Consider the following 20,418-nt stretch of genomic DNA (forward strand, 5'->3'; position numbering starts at 1 on the left):
AGCAATTACAACGCCATGACCCGCGGTATCGTAAGCTCGCCCAACCTGACGGGCCCTGCAACGAGGGTGGACACGGTTTAAGCACGAGGCCGGATCCGCTACACTCGCGGGTCGTTTTTTGTGCGGCACGCCCGAATCACGCGTGCCGCATCCGATTTCACCACCCGCGAGCGCGGCTGATCGTCCCATAGGGAATACGGGAACGCTTGGCCCGGGGAGAGAGCGCATGGCAATCAAATTATCCGTTCCCAGGGAATCCGCCAGTGGCGAGCGCCGCGTGGCCCTGGATCCGTCGGTAGCGGCCAAGTTCAGCGATATGGGCATCACGGTGCAGCTGGAAAAGGGTGCCGGTTCCGAGGCCCATTTTCCGGATGCGGCCTACGAGAAGGCCTCCGTGGTCGACACCGAGACCGCCTACGGCCAGTCGGACCTGATGGTCCGCGTGGCACCGCCGACAGTCGAGGAGATCAACCAGCTGCCGGAAGGCTCGACCGTGGTCAGCCTGTTCCACGCTCACCGCAACCCGGATGTGGTCAAGGCGATGCAGGAGCGCAAGATCCTGAGCTTCGCGATGGAGCTGATCCCGCGCATCTCGCGCGCCCAGAGCATGGACGTGCTGTCCTCGCAGGCGGCCGTGGTCGGCTACAAGGGCGCGATCATGGGCTCCGACCTGTCCTGCCGCTTCTTCCCGATGCTGACCACCGCGGCCGGCACCATCCGCCCGGCCAAGGTCATCGTGATCGGCGCCGGCGTGGCCGGGCTGCAGGCGATTGCCACGGCCAAGCGCCTGGGCGCGATGGTCGAGGCCTATGACGTGCGCTCCGCCACCAAGGAGCAGGTCGAGTCGCTGGGCGCGAAGTTCCTCGATCTCGGCGTCTCCGCCGAGGGCGAGGGCGGCTACGCCCGCGAACTGACCGCGGAAGAGAAAAAGCAGCAGCAGGATGCCCTGGGCGAGTACATCGCCAAGGCCGACGTGCTGATCACCACCGCCGCGATCCCGGGACGCGATGCACCCAAGCTGATCCCCAAGATCATGGTCGAGGGCATGAAGCCGGGTGCGGTCATCATCGACCTGGCGGCCGAAGGTGGCGGCAACTGCGAGCTGAGCAAGCCCGGCGAGACCCACGACCACAAGGGCGTGATCATCCATGCCCCGTTGAACGTGCCCTCGCAGGTCCCGCTGCATGCCTCCGAGATGTATGCCAAGAACCTGCTGAATTTCCTCACGCCGATGATCGCAGAAGGCGGCGAATTCCAGCCCGACTGGGATGACGAGGTCATCGCCAAGAGCGTGCTGACCCGCGATGGCGAGATCGTGCACGAGGCCACCCGCGAGGCCCTGAAGGGAGCTCAATCATGATCATCGAAGGCTTTATCGCGCTGTACATCTTCATGCTCGCGGCCTTCACCGGCTACGAGATCATCTCCAAGGTCCCGGTCATCCTGCATACCCCGCTGATGTCCGGTTCCAACTTCGTCCACGGCATCGTGCTGGTCGGGACCATGGTCGCGCTCGGCCACGCCACGACCCCGCTGGAACAGGCCATCGGCTTTGTCGCCGTGATCCTGGCCGCGGGCAACGCCGTGGGTGGCTATGTCGTCACCGAACGCATGCTGGAGATGTTCAAGACCAGCAAGAAGGACGACAAGAAGGGAGATAACGCATGAGTCTGATTATCAACCTCGCCTACTTTGCGGCGGCGGTCCTGTTCATCGTCGGCCTCAAGCAGATGTCTTCGCCGACCACCGCGCGGCCGGGCATCATGTGGGCCGGCGTGGGGATGGTGCTCGCCACGCTCGTGACCTTCGTGCATCCGGAGGTCTCCGGGGGCGTGAACTACACCCTGATCGTCCTGGGTATCGTCATCGGTGGCGGTCTCGCCTGGTGGAGCGGCAAGAAGGTCGCCATGACCGACATGCCGCAGATGATCGCGCTGTACAACGGCATGGGCGGCGGCGCCGCGGCCGGCATCGGCGCGATCTACCTGCTGCAGGCCACCCCGGAGACCGTCAGCAACACCGGCCTGGCGATCGCCACCACCGGCTCGCTGATCGGTTCGGTCGCCTTCTCCGGTTCGCTGGTGGCCTACGCCAAGCTGCAGGGCCTGATGAAGAAGACCTTCCACTTCCCGGGCCAGCAGGTGGTGAACATCGCCATCTTTGCTATCACCGTGATCCTCGGCTTCATGCTGGCGACCGGCGGCGGCGAGATCGGCTCGGCCACACTGCTGTTGTTCTTCATCCTGTCGCTCGCCTTCGGCATCCTGATGACCCTGCCGATCGGCGGCGCCGACATGCCGGTGGTCATCTCGCTGTACAACGCCCTCACCGGCCTGGCAGTCGGCCTCAAGGGCATCGTGCTCGACAACCCGGCCCTGATGATCGCCGGTATCGTCGTCGGCGCGGCCGGTACGCTGCTCACGCAGCTGATGGCCAAGGCGATGAACCGCCCGATCAAGAACATCCTGTTCAGCCAGTTCGGTGGCAGCAGCGGGGGTGCCGAGGAAGCGATCGAGGGCACCATGAAGGAGATCCAGGCCAACGACGCCGGGATCATGATGGCCTTTGCCGAGAAGGTGATCATCGTGCCGGGCTACGGCATGGCCGTGGCGCAGGCACAGCACAAGATCTGGGAATTCACCCAGCTGCTGCAGAAGCGCGGCGTGGACGTGAAGTTCGCGATCCACCCGGTCGCGGGCCGCATGCCCGGGCACATGAACGTGCTGCTGGCCGAGGCCGGCGTGCCCTACGACATCATCTTCGACCTCGACGAGATCAACGAGGAGTTCAAGACCGCGGATGTCGCCATGGTCATCGGCGCGAACGACGTCGTGAACCCGGTGGCCCGGACCAATCCGGACTCGCCGATCTACGGCATGCCGATCCTCAACGCGGACCAGGCGCACAACGTCATCTGCGTGAAGCGCGGCAAGGGCTCCGGTTTCTCGGGCATCGAGAACCACCTGTTCTATGCCGACAACAACCAGATGTTGTACGGCGACGGCCAGAAGGTGGCCGCCGAACTGGTGGCATCGGTCAAGGCCCTCGGCTAGTCGGCCCGCTCCACTCGCGGGGCCCGGACACCGGGCCCCGCAACCGAAACCCGGCCACCGTTTTGCGGTGCCGGGTTTTTTTGTTGCTCACCCACCGGGCCAGGATTGAAACCCGAAATCTGTACGTTTCCTGTACAAACTACCCACAAGGGCCGGGGTCAAACCCCGGTTAGCACACACAGCGCGCACTCGGTTTCACATAACGATCCTAACTCGCTGTTTTCAATCTATTAAATGGATATGGTCGATTTTTGCCCAATCCAGGTAGCCCTTAGCAGTAACAAGCATTTAGGGATGTTCATACCGATTCACCCACAGAGTTATCCACAGCTTTTGTGGATAACCCCCCCTCCCTCAGTGCGACGGCCACTCCCCCTCCCCGGGGTCCGACACAGTAGACTGTGCGCATGCCTGCCGCGCCCCGAATCGCCTGCATCGCGCTGGATCGCCCTCTGGACCGGCTGTTCGACTACCGCATCCCCGAGGGACTGACGCTTGCACCCGGCCAGCGGGTGCGCGTGCCCTTCGGGCGCGGGTCGACCATCGGGGTCGTGGTCGAGCTGGCATCCACCAGCGAGGTTGCACCCGGCCGCCTGCGTGCGATCCAGGAAGCACCCGAGGCAGAACCGATCCTGGAGCCCCGCCTGCTAGCGCTGCTGCAGTTCGGAGCCCGGTACTACCACCACCCCCTGGGCGAAGCCCTGCTGGGGGCACTTCCCCCGGCCCTGCGCCATGGCGACCCGCTCCCCGCCCTGACCCCGGAGACCCTGTGGCGGATGACACCCGCGGGCAGCCAGGCGCTGGCCGACGGTGACGCCCGCGGGCGACGCCAGCAGGCCGTCCTCCGCGCGCTGGCCCACCCGAATTCCACACCGCATGCCTCACCGGCCCTGGATCGCGCCACCCTGGCCGCCGCCACCGGGCTGCAACTCGCCCCGCGCGAACTGCGCGCGTTTGCGGAACGCGGCTGGCTGGAGGCGATCACGCCCGACCCGAAACAGCCACCGCCCCCGAACACCAGCGACCACACCCTGACCGCCGAACAACGCGCCGCCGTCGACGCCCTGACCCCGGATACCGGCGTACCCCTCCTGCTGGAGGGTGTTACCGGCAGCGGCAAGACCGAGGTCTACCTGCAAATGGCCGAACGCGTGCTGGCACGCGGGCGCCAGGTCCTGTTCCTGATCCCCGAGATCGCCCTGACGCCACAGCTGAGCGCGCGCATCCAGCAGCGCTTCCCCGGGCAGGTCGCCCTCCTCCACTCCGGGCTGTCCGAGGGCGAGCGCCTGCGCGCCTGGGAGTCGGCCCGTCAGGGGCAGCGACGCATCGTCGTCGGCACCCGTTCGGCGCTGTTCACGCCCCTGCCCGATCTCGGCCTGATCATCGTTGACGAGGAGCACGACAGCGCCTTCAAGCAGCAGGACGGCTTTCGCTACAACGCCCGCGACCTGGCCATCAAGCGCGGCCAGCTGGAACAGGCCGCGGTGGTCCTGGGCTCGGCCACGCCGACCCTGGAGACCCTGCATGCGGCGACCACTGGCCGCTACGCCCATGCCCGACTGGCGACGCGCCCGGACGGCTCTCAACCGCCCGCCGTCGAGGCCATCGACACGCGTGTGCACACCCCGGACGAGGGCCTCACCGCCCCGCTTCTGGATGCCATGCAACAGACCCTCGCCGCCGGCCACCAGTGCTTCCTGCTACTGAACCGGCGCGGCTTCGCCCGCGTGCTGGCCTGCGACGCCTGCGGCTGGGTCGCCGAATGCCCGGACTGCGATGCGCGCCTGACCATCCACGCGCACAACCCGCGTGCCGTCTGCCACCTCTGCGGTCACCAGGAACCGCGCCCCCAGCGCTGCCCGCAATGCGGCGAGGCCCTGGCCCAGCGCGGTCTCGGCACCCAGCGCCTGGAACAGGCCCTGGCGCGCCACTACCCGACCACTCCGCTGATCCGCCTGGACCGCGACAGCATCCGCCACAAGGGGGCGCTCGAGGAGGCGCTGGACCGTATCCGCCAGCTGGATGCCGCCATCGTCGTCGGGACCCAGATGCTGGCCAAGGGCCACGACTTCCCGCAGGTCGGACTGGTCGGCGTGATTGACGTCGACCAGGGCCTGTTCAGCGTCGACCTGCGCGCGACCGAAAACACCCTGCAGCTGATCGTGCAGGCCGCCGGGCGCGCCGGACGTGGTTCCGGCGGCGGCCGCGTCCTGCTGCAGACAGGGCATCCGGACCACCCCCTGATCCGCGGCCTGAACGCCGCGGACTACCCGGCGATGGTCGCGCCCCTGCTGGAGGAGCGCGCTGCCGCCGAGATGCCACCCCACGGCCACCTGGCCCTGGTCCGCGTCGAGGCGGGCGATGCCGAGACCACCCGCCGCCACGCCGAGCGCGTCGCCACCCACCTGCGCAACGCGGCTGCCGAAGGCCTGCGCGTGCTCGGCCCGGCCCCCGCACCGCGCCACCGCGTCAATCGCCGCTTCCGCGAACAGATCCTGCTGCAGTCCACCCAGCGCGGCCCACTCCATCTGGCCCTGACCCGCGCCCGCCACGCCTGGCAGACCGACGACCTCCCGCGCGGCACCCGCATCGCCATCGACATCGACCCGGTCTCGCTGGCGTAAACCGCCGCCCGGTTCCCTTCGAGCGCCCCGTACCGGGGCGGCACGACCAGCGCTTCCGGGTTAGAATGCGGCCCTTTTTACCCGACAGATCGAGCTTCCCTTGAAAGACACCCTGACCGAGGCCCTGGCGGCCGCACTGGAGACCCTGGTGGCCGAAGGCCGCGTACCCGCCGACCACGGTGTCGAGGTGCAGGTCACGCGTGCGCGCGACCGCGAACACGGCGACTTCGCCGCCAACCTGGCGATGCAGCTCGCGCGCCCGGCGAAATCCAAGCCACGCGATCTGGCCGAGGCCCTGTGTTCGGCCATGCCCGAGGTGCCCGGCCTCGCCGGCACCGAGATCGCCGGCCCCGGTTTCATCAACTTCCGCCTGGCCGCGGATGCCCGCACGCTGGTGCTGGGCCGCGTCGCGACCCAAGGTGACGACTTCGGCCGCTCCAGCGTAGGCGGCGGACGCCCGGTGCAGGTGGAATTCGTCTCTGCCAATCCCACCGGGCCGCTGCATGTCGGCCATGGCCGCGGCGCGGCCTTCGGCGCCACGGTAGCCGACCTGCTGGATTTCTGCGGCTTCGATGTCACCCGCGAGTACTACGTGAACGACGCCGGGCGGCAGATGAACATCCTCGCCGCCAGTGTGTGGCTACGCTACCTGGAGCAGCACGGCGTACAGGTGCCGTTCCCGGCCAACGGCTACAAGGGCGACTACATCCACCCGGTCGCCGACACCCTGACCGCGCAGATCGGCGAACAGGGCGTGCACCCGGCCGAGTCCGTCACCCGCGACCTCCCGGCGGACGAGCCGGACGGCGGTGACAAGGAAACCTTCATCGACGCGGTGATCGCCCGCGCCCGCGAACTGCTGGGCGAGACGCTCTACCGCAAGGTGTTCGACTGCGGCCTGAACGCGATCCTCGATGACATCCGCGACGACCTGCGCGAGTTCGGCGTCGAGTACCAGTGCTGGTTCTCCGAACGCAGCCTGGCCGACTCCGGCGCGATCGACGCCGCGGTGAAGGACCTGCAGGGGCGCGGCGCGCTGTACGAGCAGGACGGGGCCCTCTGGTTCCGCTCTACCGACTACGGCGACGACAAGGACCGCGTGGTGCGCCGCGAGAACGGCGACTACACCTACTTCGCCTCCGACATCGCCTACCACCGCGAGAAGTTCCAGCGCGGCTTCGAGCGCGTGATCAACATCTGGGGCGCTGACCACCACGGCTACGTCCCGCGCGTGCGCGCCGCGCTGCAGGCCCTGGGCCTGGACCCCGGCCGCCTCGACGTGCTGCTGGTGCAGTTCGCGATCCTCTATCGCGGTGGCGAGCGCCTGCCCATGTCCACCCGCGCCGGACAGTTCGTGACCCTGCGCGAACTGCGCGACGAGGTCGGCTCGGATGCCGCGCGCTTCTTCTACGTGCAGCGCCGCTGCGACCAGCACCTGGACTTCGACCTCGACCTCGCCAAGTCGCAGTCCAACGACAACCCGATGTACTACATCCAGTACGCGCACGCGCGCATCGCCAGCGTGCTGCGCACCGCTGCCGAGCGCGGGCATGCCCCGGCCGCCGCCGACGCCGCAGGCCTCAGCACGCGCCTGACCGAACCGCAGGAGGATGACCTGCTGGATCGCCTGGACCGTTTCCCGGAGGTGATCGCGGCGGCCGCCGAGGCCTGCGAACCGCACCAGATCGCCCAGTACCTGCGCGAGCTGGCCGCCGGCTTCCACGCCTACTACAACGCGGTACCCTTCCTCAACGCGGACGACCCCGACGTGATCGGTGCGCGTCTCGCGCTGCTGACCGGCGCCAGGCAGGTGCTGCACAACGGCCTGCGCCTGCTGGGCGTGACCGCCCCGGAACGGATGTAGACCATGGCCCAGGCGCGCAAGACCCGTCGCAAGTCCGCCCCGCGGAAGGCCTCGCGGCCGATCCCCGGCTGGGTATGGATGTTGCTCGGCCTGCTGATCGGCCTGGGGCTTGCCGCCGTGCTGTACCTGCAGGGTGCCGACCGCTCGCCGGATCTGGGCGCGCTGTTCGGTGACCCGGATCCCGCGACCGAGACGGCCGCCCCGACCCCGGCACCGGTGGAGCGGGACACCGTTCCCTCGGACGACGAGCCCCGCTTCCGCTACTACGAGCTGCTGCCCGAGGACGAGATCCGGGTGCCGGAGTCCGAGCGCGACGCGCCCGCCCCGGCTGTGCCACCGGCCGCATCGCCCAGTGAAGGCGATCCGGTCGTCCTGCAGACCGGCTCGTTCCGCCGCTTTGCCCAGGCCGACGAGATGAAGGCACGACTGACCCTGCTCGGTCTGGACCCGAAAGTGCACGAGGTCGAGATCCAGGGCGAGACCTGGTACCGCGTCTACCTCGGCCCGTTCAGTGACGAGGACCGCGTGCGCCAGGCGCTGGACCGCCTGCGCACGGAGAATATCGAGGCCCTGCGTCTGCGCTACCAGGGCTGAGCGTGAAACCGGCCCCCGCACCGGATCTCGACGCCCTCGCGGCCCGCATCGAGGCGTTGCCCTCCGGCGGCGAACGCAAGGACCTCGCGGACCTGCTGCGCCGGGCCCGCCAGCGCCAGCGGCGCGGGCAGCCGTGCGACCGCATGGCCCGCACCCTCGCCGAACGCCTGGCCACCACCGAGGGGAGCGCCCCCCAGGTAGGCAGCGACGAGCGCGCCCGCCTGCGCCCGCAACCCGTCTACGCCGGCGACCTGCCGATCCACGCCGAGCGCGAACGCATCGTCGCCGCCATCCGCGAGCACCCGGTACTCGTGCTGTGCGGCGAGACCGGCTCCGGCAAGACCACCCAGCTGCCCAAGCTGTGCCTGGAGGCCGGGCGCGGCGAGACCGGGCTGATCGGTCACACCCAGCCGCGCCGGATCGCCGCGCGCTCGGTGGCCAGCCGCATCGCCGAGGAACTGGGCACCACCCTGGGCGGCAACCGGGACTCCACGGTCGGCTTCAAGGTGCGTTTCTCCGACCAGACCGGACCAAACAACTGGATCAAGCTGATGACCGACGGCATCCTGCTGGCGGAAATGGCGCATGACCCGGAGCTGCGCGCCTACGACACCATCATCGTCGACGAGGCGCACGAACGCAGCCTGAACATCGACTTCCTGATGGGCGTGCTCAAACGCCTGTCGCACAAGCGCCCCGAGCTGCGCATCATCATCACCTCGGCCACCCTCGACCCCGAACGGCTGTCGGCGTTCTTCGACGACGCCCCGATCCTGACGGTGGCAGGACGCACCTATCCGGTGGAGGTCCGCTACCGGCCGATCGAGCCGGAGGATGCTGGAGACGAGAGCGACGAGCAGGGGCGTGGTGAACGCGACCTGTTCGACGGCATCCGCGACGCGGTGGCCGAGTGCGAGCGCGCCGGGCCCGGCGACGTACTGGTATTCCTGCCCGGCGAACGCGAGATCCGCGACGCCCACCAGGCCCTGCGCGGCCAGGTCCGCGCCGACACCGAGATCCTGGCGCTCTACGCACGCCTGTCCGCGCGCGAGCAGTCGCGGGTATTCCAGTCACACAGCGGCCGTCGCATCGTGCTCGCGACCAACGTCGCCGAGACCGCGCTGACCGTGCCCGGCATCCGCTTCGTGATCGACTCGGGGCTCGCGCGCATCTCGCGCTACTCCTGGCGCTCGCGGGTGCAGCGCCTGAGCCTGGAGGCCATCTCGCAGGCCGCCTGTAACCAGCGCGCCGGGCGCTGCGGCCGGCTGGGCCCCGGCATCTGCATCCGGCTGTTCGCGGAAGACGACTTCAACCTGCGCCCGCCCTTCACCGACCCGGAGATCCAGCGCTCTAACCTCGCCTCGGTAATCCTGCAGATGGCCGCGCTCAAGCTCGGCCAGCCGCGCCAGTTCCCGTTCCTCGACCCGCCCGACCCGCGCCTGGTCAAGGATGGCTACCACCTGCTGGACGAATTGGGCGCGGTAGACGAGCGTGGCCGGATCACCCGGCGCGGGCGGCAACTCGCGCGCATGCCCATCGACCCGCGCCACGCGGCGATGCTGCTGGCCGGTACCGAGCACGACTGTGTCACCGAAACCGCCACCATCGCCGCGTCCCTGTCGCTGCAGGACCCGCGCGAGCGCCCGGCCGAGGCCACCCAGGCGGCGGACCAGGCCCACCGCGAGTTCCAGGTCGAGGGGTCCGACTTCATGGGCATGCTGCGGCTGTGGGACGCCTGGCACACCGCCCGCGAGGACCTTGGGTCCAGTGCCCTGAAGCGCTGGTGCCGCGAGCACTTCCTGAACTTTCTGCGCATGCGCGAATGGCAGGAGCTGCGCGTGCAACTCCTGCGCCTGGCGCGCGAGATGGACCTGCACCCGAACCACCAACCGGCGGACGCCGAGGCGGTGCACCGGGCGCTGCTGACCGGGCTGGTCAGTCAGGTCGGGCAGAAGACCGAACGCGGCGACTACCTGGGCGCGCGCAACCGCCGCTTCCAGATCCACCCCGCCTCGGTGCTGGCGAAGAAGAAGCCGGCCTGGGTGATGAGCGCGGAGATCGCCGAGACCACGCGTGTCTACGCCCGCGACAACGCACGCATCGAGCCCGACTGGATCCTGACCGCCGCCCCGCATCTGCTTAAGCACCACATCTTCGAGCCGCACTTCCAGGGCCGCAGCGGACGCGTCGGGGCCTTCGACCGCATCACCCTGTACGGCCTGGTCGTGGCACCGAAAAAGCCAGTGGACTTCGCCAAGCACGACCCGGCCGAGGCACGGCGCATCCTGATCCGCGAGGGCCTGGTCGGTGGCGAGCTGCGCTCGCGCTCCAACGGCGTGCGCGCCAACCGCGAGGCGGTGGCCGAGATCGCCGAACAGGAGGCGCGCGGGCGCCGCCGCGATCTGCTGGTGGAAGAGGAGCGCCTGTTCGACTTCTACGACGCCCGTCTGCCGGCCGAGATCACCGACGGCACGAGCTTCGAGATCTGGGCGCGCAAGACCGAAAAACACGATCCGGAGGCGCTGAAGATCGACCGCGCCGAGCTCCTGAACGAGCCAGAGGCCACGCTCCCGGAAGGCGCCTATCCCGACCATCTGGAGCTCGAGGGGCTGCGCCTGCCACTGGCCTACCGCTTCGAACCCGGCCAGCCGGACGACGGCGTGACCGTCACCATCCCCATCGCCGCGCTGAACGCGGTGCCCGACTGGCTGGGCGACTGGCTGGTGCCGGGGCTGCTGGAGGATCGCGTGACCGCCCTGCTGCGGAGCCTGCCGAAGGCCCTGCGCCGCCAGTTCGTGCCCGCCCCGGACTTCGCCCAGGCCGCCCTGGCCCGCATCGAACACCGCCAGGGCCCATTGATTCCCGCACTGGCCGCAGCCCTGCGCGCCATGACCGGCACTGACATCCCGCTGGATGCCTGGCGCCCGGAGACCCTGGAGCCGCACCTGGTCATGCGCTTTCGCATCCTCGACCCGGACGGGAAGGAAGAGACCAGCGGCCGCGACCTGCCCGCGCTCAAGGCACGGCTAGGCGGGAGCGCCGAGGCCCACTTCGATGCCAGCCGCCCGGACGAGATCACCCGCGAGGGCATCACCGAATGGGATTTCGGTGCGCTGCCGGAGAGTGTCGAATTCGACCACCAGGGGGCACAGCTGCGGGCCTTCCCGATCCTGGTCGATCGCGGCGATTCCGTCTCGCTGGAGCTGGAACCCGACCCGGCCAAGGCCGAACGCGCCCACCGCGCGGGCCTGCGCCGGCTGTACCTGCTCGGCGCCCGCAAGACCGCGCGCGATCTGCGCCGCCAGCTCCCGGAGATCGAACGCGCCTGCCTGAATTACTCGACGCTGGGCAGCTGCGAGGCCCTGCGCGACCAGATCCTGGAGGCCGCTGCGGACCGCGTGTTCCTGGCCGAGCCCTGGCCACGCGCCGCCGAGGCGTTCGCCCAACGCCTCAACGAATCCCTGCCGGCGTTCTCGCCCACCGTAATGGAGCTCTCGCGCCTGACCGCCGAGATCCTGCGCCGCTGGCACGACCTGCGCACCCGGCTGCAGGGCGACCTGCCGCTATCCTGGATCGAGGCCGCGCGCGACATCCGCGGGCAGCTGGACGCGCTGGTCCCGGCGGACTTCCTGCTGTGCATCCCGCATGATGTCCTGCCGGAACTGCCGCGCTACCTCGAGGCGATCGACAAGCGCCTGGAGCGCTTGAGCCAGGCCCCGGACAAGGACCGCGCCCGCCGCGTCGCCGTGGAGCCGCTGTGGCAGCAGGCGCAGGAACTGATCGCCCGCGCCCCGGACCACCCGGACGTCCTCGCCTTTCGCTACCGCATCGAGGAATTCCGCGTCTCGCAGTTCGCCCAGGAACTGGGCACCCGCGAGAAGGTTTCGCCCAAACGCCTGGAACGCGAATACGCGACACTGATCCAACGACTGGCCAGTGGCACATGAGCCACGACAACGGAAGGACCAACGGATGCGCGTAGCGGTCATCGGCGCCGGGGTGATCGGTGTCACCACAGCCTGGTACCTGCAGGAGGCCGGAGCCGAGGTCGTGCTGCTGGACGCCGCTGCGGCGCCGGCCAGCGGATCCAGTTTCGCCAATGGCGGCATGCTGCATGCCAGCCATGCCGAACCCTGGAACGCCCCGGGCGTGGGTCTCGACCTGCTGCGCTATCTCGGGCGCCGCGATTCGCCACTGCTGGTGCGCCCGCACGCCATACCGGGGCTGATCGGCTGGGGCCTGCGCTTTCTCGGCAACAGCCGCCGCGCGCGCTTCGAGGAACACACCCGGCTCAATGCGCGCCTGGCGGCCTTCTCCCTGAAGGAGATCGACCGCCTGCAGCGCGAGCTGGCACCCGAGGGGCTGGACTTCGACTTCCGCCGCAGCGGCATCCTCAAGCTATTCCAGGACCCGACCAGCCAGGCCCGCAATCGCACCGCCAGCGAGGACATGGCGGACGCCGGCGTGCGCTTCGAGGACTGGACCGTGGAACGCATCATCGCCGAAGAGCCGGCGCTGGCCCCCGTGCGCGATCAATTGTGCGGCGGGCTCTACTTTCCCGACGATGCCATCGGCGATGCCGCGCGCTTTACCGCGGGCCTGCTGGCCATCGCCCGCCGCCGCGGACTGACCTATTGCCCGGGCGTGGCGGTGCGCCGCCTGCGCACCTTCCGCGGCCGCCTCAATGCACTGGAGACCTCGGAAGGCCCGATCGCCGCGGATGCCTGTGTCGTTGCCAACGGCTACCACGCGCCCGATCTGCTGCGCCCACTCGGGATCCGGCTGCCCGTGGCACCGGTCAAGGGCTACTCGCTGACCCTGCCGATGAACGCCGGAACCCGGATTCACCTGCCGCTGATCGACGACGCCAACAAGGTCGTGATGACCCCGCTGGGCGATCGCCTGCGCCTGGCCGGCACCGCGGAGTTCGCGGGTCGCGACGGCAGCCTGAACCCGCAACGGGCCGCCAGCGTACTGGATCATTGCCGGCGCACCCTGGCCAGCCTGCCCGAGCAAATGGATGCCGAGACCATGGCCCCGTGGACCGGCCTGCGCCCGATGAGCGCACGCGGCACCCCGATCCTCGGGGCGACCGCGGTACCCGGCCTTTACCTCAATACCGGATCCGGCCACCTCGGCTGGACCTTCGCCTGCGGCGCGGCCGCGCTGGTGCGCGACAGCGTGCTGGGCGAGCCCCCAGCGTTGCCGATGGAGGGCCTGACACTCTGATTTCGAACGGTTTGGGGAGCGACACGCCCTGGTCGATGCGTTTCGCTACGCTCAACACATCCTACGGTGCACGATGCCAAGCGGCGGGGTGCCATTAGGGATCCTCGTAGGATGCGTTGAGCACCGCGAAACGCATCATGGAGCAACCCCCGACCCCGCCCGCACCGGCTTCAGGACGCGGAAAAAACCATGCGGATGCGCGCGCCGTGGAGCTCCGGGGCCTGCTCAATGAACAGCGTCCCGCCGTGGTCGGTCACCAGGGTGTGGATGATGCTGAGACCGAGCCCCTGACCCTCACCGCGGCCGTCATCCTGGCCGCCGCGGGTATCGGCGCGCTGCCCGCGCTCCAGCACCCGGGCACGATCGGCCGGCGGGATGCCGGGGCCGTCATCGTCGATGATCAGCATCACCTCGCCGGGCTGGCAGCGAGTGGTAATGCGCACCCGCGTGGTCGCATGGCGGATGGCATTGTCCAGGGTATTGCCGAGGAGCTCGAAGATCGCCCCGCTGTCCATGCGCAGGACGCAGCCCGCAGCCAGATCGGTCTCCAGCGCCACCCCTTCCTGGGCCGCAAGCCGTCCCAATGCCTGTCCGGTACGCTCGATGATCGGCCCCAGCGGCTCGGCAGCCTGGAACGGGGCCGGCCCAAGCCGCTGGGCCTGGTTGAGCTGATGCTGGACAATGCCCTGCAGCCGGTCGACCTGGCGCTGCATGTCGTCATTATCCGGTCGCGCGCTCTCGAGGTTCAGGCGCAGGGCGGAGATCGGGGTCTTCAGGCTGTGAGCCAGGTCCGCGAGGGCATTTTGCTGGCGCGCCAGGCGGGCGCGTTCGAACTCGACCAGGTCGTTGATGCTGCCGGTCAGGGCGCGGACCTCGGTGGGATAATCGCCCGCCAGATGCGCATGGTCGCCGTGGCGCAGGGCATCGAGGTCACGCCGGACCTGGCGCAGCGGGCGCAAGCCCCAGAACCACAACGCCAGCGAGAGGACCAGGATCATGGAGAGGGTCATGGTCATCAGCCCCTGCCAGAGGCTAGTGCGGTACTGCTCGACCTGTTCGCTGAAGGCCTCGCGGTCCTCCAGCATCTGGAAGGTCAGGCCGACCTGACCGCCGTCCAGCTCCCACTGCACCGGCAGGCTGAAGCTGAAGTACTCGTCTTCCGTCCAGCCGCGCAGGGAGACGCCGACCGCGGACGGCGAGCGCCACAGGGTCTGCCCCTCCTCGCCCAGGATGCGCGCGTAGAGCCCGCTGACTGGCAACTGCAGCCGGCTCTCGGGGAGCATCTCGGGGACGCGCACATCGGCCGGGCCGACCACTTCGGCCAGCCCCATCAGCAGCAGGACTTGCGCCTCGAGGCGGGTTTCTACCGCATCCGCCGCATTGTCGCGGAAGGCGGCCTCCAGCACCCAGGCGGTCAGCAACGAGAAGATCAGCACGGTGATCGCCGTGACCCCCGCCAAGCGCAGGACCAGACTCCCACGCAGCTTGCGCAGGGCCGCTGTCATGCGGACCCGGCAGCCTCGCGGCAGGTCATCGAGGGCTGTCCGACTCGTTTTCCGGCACGGCGTCGGGTTCGCGGGCGAAGCGGTAGCCGCGTCCGCGCAGGGTCTCGATCAAGCCCAGGCTGCCGTCGGCATCCAGCTTGCGCCGCAGGCGCCCGATCAGGACCTCGATCACGTTGCTTTCGCGGTCCTCGTCGTGATCGTAGAGGTAGTCCGCCAGCGCATCCTTGCTGAGCACCCGGCCCGGCTGGCGGACCAATGTCATCAGCAGGCGGTATTCGAATGTGGTCAGGGTGACCGGCTCGCCATTCAGCCAGACCTCGTCACCCGCGGTGTCGATCACCAGCGGCCCGAACGCCAGCCGCTCCTGGCCCGACTGCAGGCTGCGGCGTGCCAGGGCGCGCAGCCGCGCCAGCAATTCCTCGATGTGGAACGGCTTGGCCAGGTAGTCGTCGGCCCCGGCCTCCAGGCCCTCGACCTTGTCCTGCCAGCGGTCGCGCGCGGTCAGGATCAGGATCGGCAGGCGCGGCTTGGACTCGCGCGCCTTGCGGATTACGTCCAGCCCATCCATGCCCGGCAGGCCCAGATCCACCACCGCGATGTCGCAGTGGTACTCGGTCAGCAGGTAAAGCCCGGTCTCGCCGTCCGAGGCGGTATCCACGCGGCAGCCACTGCGGTCCAACTCGTCGCCAATCTGGTTGCGCAGCGCGACGTCGTCTTCAATCAGTACCACGCGCAGGTTCATTCCGGGAGCTCCACTTCGGTGCCTTCCTCGATCCGGAGGGTACGCACTTGTTGATCATTGGTCAGGATACGGATGATGAACAGACGCGCCCCGAACTGGCTCACATCCTCGCGCGCGTGGAGCACCCGGCCCGGGTAGTGCGCCTCGATCTGGGCAACGGCCTCGTCGAGATCCCAGACGGCGGCCTCGGGGTCATCCGTGTTGAACTGGCCTTGCGCCGGAAGCGCCACGAACAGCAGCGTCGCCAGCACCAGTGCGTGGCCCGCGCGGGGCCGCGTCAGGTCCCGCCCGCGGTATCCGGGCTGGAGATCCGGCGTGGGTCGCATATCGGTGCATTCTCCGGACGCGTGCGTGGGCAGATGTTGAAGATACAAGGGTATCGGCCTAGCCTGAACGATATCTGAAACCGACTGGAACCGTCATGCACGACGCCACTGCCGAACAACCCGAAGTCCCACTGGAAGAACAGGCCGGCCCGCTGCCGTGGAAAGACCTGATGCCGCATTTCGCGCGCGGCGTGGTGATCCGCGTGGCGCCGGAGCTGGATCTGATCGAGGTCGCCCGCGCCATCCGCGACGATGCGACCCATCAGGTCAGCGAATGGCTGGCCAACGACCAGGTCGCGCGGGCCTCGGATGACGATGCCCGCCGCTGGGCCGCGAACGACCCGATCTTCACTGCGATCGTGGCCGCCCCCTGGGTCCTGGCCCAGGAACGGACGCCGGCCCACTAGATGGCCATCTCCCTCGGCATCACCGGCGAGACGATGGAGCGGTTAATCCAGGCCGCGCGGGAATTCCATGCCAAAGAGGATGTGGTCTTCCCGGATACCGGAAGCGAGGGTAGCGACAATGACTGGGCGATGCAGATCCTGGCTGATCACGCCAGCGACCTGACCCTGCAGGAACTGGAGGGCACGCTGCGCGACCTGGGTCCGGACCAACAGGCGGAGCTGCAGGCCCTCAGCACCCTGGGGCGCGGGGATTACACGGCAGCAGACTGGGAGAGCGCCCTGCAAGAGGCGCAGGATGACTGGAGCCCGGACACCGTGAACTGGCTGCTGACCAATCCGCTGATCGCCGACGAATGGGCCGCGGGGCTGGAACAGATCGAGCGCGAGGCGTAACCCCCGTTCCCGTTGGCTATTCCAGCTCTTCGGGGTCAAAGCGCACCGCAATACCCCCGTCCATCACCCGCACCACCTGGGCCTTGACCCGCGGCGCCGCGCCGCCATCCCCCAGCATGCCGAATACCTGCAGCATCAGTTCGTCGTCCGAGGCGAGCTTCATCAGGTGCCCCACGCAGGCATTTTCCGGGTCTTCCCACTCGAGGAAGGCCCCCCCGCCGGAGATATCGTTCGTGGTCAGGGTGACCGTATCCCCGCTCTCGCACTCGGCCACGACCTCGACCGTCATCGGGATCCTTGGATGACGACGTCGTTCTCCTGTCATGGCACTCCTCCTGGCGGCATATGCCTTTGCAATGCATCGAAAAGGCGTTTTTTCTGTGCTATACGAGGTTCATGATCGTTGGTTTTCGCGATCAGGCGCAACTACCGGGCTCGAACCCGGTGGCGTAATCACAACCCGGATCTTCACACCGGGCCAAAGGATGAAGACAGTACTTCACAGCTGTCGCTCGCTAAAAGCCACTTCTTACGGAGGAGTCCGTTTCAATGAAGAAATCGCACTTGTACCTGGTGGGGCTTGCCGCCTCGCTGGCGATGGCGGGCACTGCTACCCAGGCCCTTGCCGACGACGAAATCACCCGGGGCCAGCTGATGGCCGCGTCCTGCAAGGCCTGCCACAACGCAGCCGCTGCAGACGACGGCGTACCGGAACTGAACCGCATTCCCGCTGAAGTCATCGAGAGCCAAATGAAGGCATTCCGCGACGGTGACCGCGACGCGACGATCATGGATCGTCACGCCAAGGGCTACACCGACGAGGAAATCGAATCGATGGCCGGCTACTTCAGCCGCTTCTGATCAGGGGGAAACGAATCATGCATGACTTTAATCGACGTAATTTCCTGAAGGTCGCGGGCATCAGCAGCGCCGCGGCCCTCACCGGTATCGGCTGTGCCGCCAATGGCATGCGCGGGGCCGAAAAGGCCCACATCGTGGTCGTCGGCGGCGGCTCCGGCGGCGCGACCACCGCGAAATACATCAAGCAGTTCTCGCCCGACATGCGCGTAACGCTGATCGAGCCCAACGCCACCTACTACACCTGCTACGGCAGTAACTGGGTGATCGGCGGCTTCGCCGGCATGGACGACATCGCCCAGGGCTACGACACCCTGCGCGATGAATACGGCATCGAAATCATCGAGGACCGGGTCACCGCGGTGGACGCCGATGCGCGCAGCGTGCGCCTGAGCGGAGGCGACCGCGTGAGCTACGACAAGCTCGTGATGTCCCCGGGCATCGACTTCCGCTACGACGACATGCCGGGCATCTCCGAGTCCGATGCCGAGCGCATCCCGCATGCCTGGAAGGCCGGTTCGCAGACCGAACTGCTGCGCTCCCAGCTGCAGGACATGCCGAACGGCGGCGTATTCGTCATGGTCGCCCCGCCCAACCCGTTCCGCTGCCCGCCGGGGCCGTACGAACGGGTATCCCTGGTCGCGAACTACTTCAAGCAGGAGAAGCCACGTTCCAAGATCATCATCCTCGACCCGAAGGATGGCTTCTCCAAGCAAGGCCTGTTCGAGGAAGGCTGGGCCGAGCATTATGGCGACATGATCGAGTGGCGGGCCGGCTCATCGGGCGGGCGCGCCGAGGAGATCGACGTCTCCAACATGACCGTACTGGCCGACAGCGGTTTCGAACGCGTCCGCGCCGACGTGCTGAACTTCATCCCGGCCCAGCGCGCCGGTCAGATCGCCCATGACGTCGGCCTGACCAACGACGAAGGCTGGGTGCCGGTCGACCAGCTGACCTTCAAGTCGGAGATGGACGACAACATCTACGTCCTGGGGGATGCCAGCGTGGCGGGCGCCATGCCGAAGTCCGGCCACTCGGCCAACAACCAGGGCAAGATCGTGGCGGCCGCCATCGTCCGCGAACTGGCGGGGCAGGAGCCCATCAACCCCTCGTCCGCCAACACCTGCTACAGCCTGGTGACCCCCGATTACGCGGTCAGCGTAGCCGCGGTCTACCAGTACCAGGACGGTGCGATGGCCGGGGTATCCGGTGCCGGTGGGGTCAGCCCGTCGGGTGCCAGCACCAGCTTCCGTCGCCGCGAGGCGGAATACACCCGCGCCTGGTACAACGGCATCACCAGCGACATCTGGGGCTAAGCTCCAGCGTTCCACTATGGAACACACTCAAACGGCGCCTCCGGGCGCCGTTTTTTGTTGGCCACCACGAAGTACACAAAGAAGGGCGATTTGCACCACAGAGGTCACGGATGAAACCGGGGATAACATACAAGAAGGGTAGGATGCCGATGAGCACAGCGAATCGCATCGGTTCCGCGGAACTGCCACCCCCTGATGCGTTTCGCAACGCTCAACGCATCCTACTCGCCTGACAACCGCCTGATCCCTGCCCGTCTTCGTGCCTTCATCCGCTTCGTGGTGAATACACCCGGGTCAGGCGTTGAGGTCGGGGATCAGGCGGCTGCGCAGGCGCTGGATAGAGTCCTTCAACTGCAGCTTGCGCTTCTTCAGGCGCTGGATGGCGAAGATGTCCGGTGCGGCCTGCTCGTGCATCACGCCGATCGCGGAATCCAGAGCCCGGTGCTCGGCCTCCAGCTCGGCCAGGCGTGCGCGAATCTGACTCTCGGTTTCCAAGCCGTCCCCCAGTGGTCCCGTGAAGTGGTGGCCGTATACCGGGAGACACCCCGCGTGGCCATTCGGATCATCAAACCCGTATGATCGCAGACCGTCCCCGGTGGGACCATAGCGAATACCCTGCATCCGGAGCCCCCGATGGCGATCCACAACACGCCGCTGACCATTCAGACCCCGCGCGGCGCCCGCCTCGGCGGCGTGATCGTCGCGCCCGAGCCCGATGCCCTCCGCGGCCAGGCCTGCATTGCCCACTGTTTCGCCTGCTCCAAGGACTTCCCCGCCACGGTGCGCCTGGCGCGCGCCCTGGCCGCGGAAGGCATCGCCACCCTGCGCTTCGACTTCATGGGGCTGGGCGACTCCGAAGGGGAGTTTCGCGACAGCACGCTTGCGACCTACTGCGAGGATCTGCACTCCGCCATCGAGGCGCTGGAGACCTACACGGGGCGGCATACCAACCTGCTGATCGGCCATAGCTTCGGCGGCGCCATGGCGATCTATGTGGGGGCGCAGCGCGAGTCACTGGACGGCATCGTGACCATCGCCGCCCCCAGCCGCCCCGGCCATGTCGCCCACCTGTTCGGCGATACCGCGGAGGAGATTCGGCGCGAGGGTTCGGCCCGCATCAGCATCGGCGGGCGCCCGGTGGAAATCGGCCACGCCTTTATCGAGTCGATCGAGGAGCCGACCCTGGATGCCGCACTGGAGACCCTGGAGCAGCCACTCCTGCTGCTGCATGCACCGGGCGACACCGTGGTCAGCGTCGACCACGCCCGCAAGATTTTCCAGCAGGCCCATCACCCGAAGAGCTTCGTCGCCCTGCACCAGACCGACCACCTGCTCTCGCGCCCGGAACACACCCGCTATGTCGCCGGCCTGATCCGCGCCTGGTCGGCGAACCTGCTGGACTAGCACCGGGGCCCGCACCGGGGGCTTGATACTCGCAGGAGCGTGCTTGCACGCGAAGCCCCTGCCCACTTCCGACTTTGGCAGGGGCTTCGCGTGCAAGCACGCT

18 protein-coding genes are annotated in these 20,418 nt (G+C 68.1%); 13 read left to right on the forward strand and 5 right to left on the reverse strand.

All coding sequences use genetic code 11. The features are described from left to right. Positions 1 to 226: 226 nt before the first annotated feature. The 8 genes from G335_RS0106370 (at position 227) to G335_RS0106405 (ending at position 13,364) form a co-directional block, all read left to right on the forward strand. A complete protein-coding gene (locus G335_RS0106370; RefSeq protein WP_038037866.1) occupies positions 227 to 1,360 on the forward strand; it encodes an NAD(P) transhydrogenase subunit alpha in 1,134 nt (377 codons plus the stop codon). Further along, positions 1,357 to 1,668 carry an NAD(P) transhydrogenase subunit alpha gene (locus G335_RS0106375; RefSeq protein ID WP_017942675.1) on the forward strand — a complete coding sequence of 104 codons (312 nt, stop codon included), beginning with the start codon at positions 1,357 to 1,359 and terminating at the stop codon, positions 1,666 to 1,668. Before G335_RS0106370 ends, G335_RS0106375 begins: the two co-directional genes overlap by 4 nt. Continuing rightward, entirely contained in the window at positions 1,665 to 3,053 is a 1,389-nt protein-coding gene (locus G335_RS0106380) for an NAD(P)(+) transhydrogenase (Re/Si-specific) subunit beta (protein ID WP_018168318.1), read from the forward strand. The genes G335_RS0106375 and G335_RS0106380 overlap by 4 nt, the downstream gene beginning before the upstream one ends. Positions 3,054 to 3,460: 407 nt before the next feature. Then, positions 3,461 to 5,677, forward strand: coding sequence for a primosomal protein N' (locus G335_RS0106385; RefSeq protein ID WP_018176216.1), 2,217 nt, complete (start codon positions 3,461 to 3,463; stop codon positions 5,675 to 5,677). Positions 5,678 to 5,777: 100 nt separating this feature from the next. After that, positions 5,778 to 7,541 (forward strand): arginine--tRNA ligase, encoded by a 1,764-nt coding sequence (gene argS, locus G335_RS0106390; RefSeq protein WP_018176217.1) that lies wholly within the window; start codon positions 5,778 to 5,780, stop codon positions 7,539 to 7,541. Between the two features lie 3 nt (positions 7,542 to 7,544). Continuing rightward, positions 7,545 to 8,135 (forward strand): SPOR domain-containing protein, encoded by a 591-nt coding sequence (locus G335_RS0106395; protein WP_018176218.1) that lies wholly within the window; start codon positions 7,545 to 7,547, stop codon positions 8,133 to 8,135. A gap of 2 nt (positions 8,136 to 8,137) precedes the next feature. Then, complete coding sequence (gene hrpA / locus G335_RS0106400) at positions 8,138 to 12,082, forward strand: ATP-dependent RNA helicase HrpA (RefSeq protein WP_018176219.1); 3,945 nt, start codon at positions 8,138 to 8,140, stop codon at positions 12,080 to 12,082. A gap of 25 nt (positions 12,083 to 12,107) precedes the next feature. Continuing rightward, the gene (locus G335_RS0106405; RefSeq protein WP_018176220.1) at positions 12,108 to 13,364 is read left to right on the forward strand and encodes an FAD-dependent oxidoreductase; all 1,257 of its coding nucleotides are present in this window, start codon (positions 12,108 to 12,110) and stop codon (positions 13,362 to 13,364) included. Between the two features lie 170 nt (positions 13,365 to 13,534). Here the strand turns inward: G335_RS0106405 and G335_RS0106410 are convergent, their stop codons facing one another. Genes G335_RS0106410 through G335_RS0106420 form a run of 3 tightly spaced genes read right to left on the reverse strand, consistent with a single transcriptional unit; the run spans position 13,535 to position 15,937 of the window. Continuing rightward, positions 13,535 to 14,869, reverse strand: a complete 1,335-nt coding sequence (locus G335_RS0106410) for an ATP-binding protein (protein WP_018168323.1) — start codon at positions 14,867 to 14,869, stop codon at positions 13,535 to 13,537. Between the two features lie 25 nt (positions 14,870 to 14,894). Then, on the reverse strand, positions 14,895 to 15,611 hold the full coding sequence (locus G335_RS0106415; RefSeq protein WP_018168324.1) for a response regulator transcription factor: 717 nt from the start codon (positions 15,609 to 15,611) through the stop codon (positions 14,895 to 14,897). After that, positions 15,608 to 15,937 carry a PepSY domain-containing protein gene (locus G335_RS0106420; protein WP_018144590.1) on the reverse strand — a complete coding sequence of 110 codons (330 nt, stop codon included), beginning with the start codon at positions 15,935 to 15,937 and terminating at the stop codon, positions 15,608 to 15,610. Before G335_RS0106420 ends, G335_RS0106415 begins: the two co-directional genes overlap by 4 nt. A gap of 95 nt (positions 15,938 to 16,032) precedes the next feature. Here G335_RS0106420 and G335_RS0106425 point away from each other — a divergent pair, with 95 nt between their 5' ends. Continuing rightward, positions 16,033 to 16,344, forward strand: coding sequence for a DUF2288 family protein (locus G335_RS0106425; protein ID WP_018144591.1), 312 nt, complete (start codon positions 16,033 to 16,035; stop codon positions 16,342 to 16,344). Continuing rightward, positions 16,345 to 16,737, forward strand: coding sequence for a DUF3775 domain-containing protein (locus G335_RS0106430; protein WP_018144592.1), 393 nt, complete (start codon positions 16,345 to 16,347; stop codon positions 16,735 to 16,737). Between the two features lie 16 nt (positions 16,738 to 16,753). Here G335_RS0106430 and G335_RS0106435 read toward each other — a convergent pair whose 3' ends face one another. After that, on the reverse strand, positions 16,754 to 17,062 hold the full coding sequence (locus G335_RS0106435; protein WP_077277014.1) for a PilZ domain-containing protein: 309 nt from the start codon (positions 17,060 to 17,062) through the stop codon (positions 16,754 to 16,756). 224 nt (positions 17,063 to 17,286) lie between these two features. Here G335_RS0106435 and G335_RS0106440 point away from each other — a divergent pair, with 224 nt between their 5' ends. Together G335_RS0106440 and G335_RS0106445 are read left to right on the forward strand one after the other, a co-directional pair. Then, positions 17,287 to 17,598 (forward strand): c-type cytochrome, encoded by a 312-nt coding sequence (locus tag G335_RS0106440; protein WP_018144594.1) that lies wholly within the window; start codon positions 17,287 to 17,289, stop codon positions 17,596 to 17,598. A gap of 17 nt (positions 17,599 to 17,615) precedes the next feature. Then, entirely contained in the window at positions 17,616 to 18,911 is a 1,296-nt protein-coding gene (locus G335_RS0106445; protein WP_018168325.1) for an FCSD flavin-binding domain-containing protein, read from the forward strand. Between the two features lie 294 nt (positions 18,912 to 19,205). Here the strand turns inward: G335_RS0106445 and G335_RS0106450 are convergent, their stop codons facing one another. Further along, the gene (locus G335_RS0106450; RefSeq protein WP_018168326.1) at positions 19,206 to 19,406 is read right to left on the reverse strand and encodes a YdcH family protein; all 201 of its coding nucleotides are present in this window, start codon (positions 19,404 to 19,406) and stop codon (positions 19,206 to 19,208) included. Positions 19,407 to 19,544: 138 nt separating this feature from the next. On the opposite strand from G335_RS0106450, the gene G335_RS0106455 reads away from it, so the two are divergent. Then, on the forward strand, positions 19,545 to 20,315 hold the full coding sequence (locus tag G335_RS0106455) for a S9 family peptidase (protein WP_018168327.1): 771 nt from the start codon (positions 19,545 to 19,547) through the stop codon (positions 20,313 to 20,315). Positions 20,316 to 20,418 lie beyond the last annotated feature (103 nt).

Source organism: Thioalkalivibrio sp. AKL8 (assembly GCF_000380525.1).
Classification (GTDB): domain Bacteria; phylum Pseudomonadota; class Gammaproteobacteria; order Ectothiorhodospirales; family Ectothiorhodospiraceae; genus Thioalkalivibrio; species Thioalkalivibrio versutus.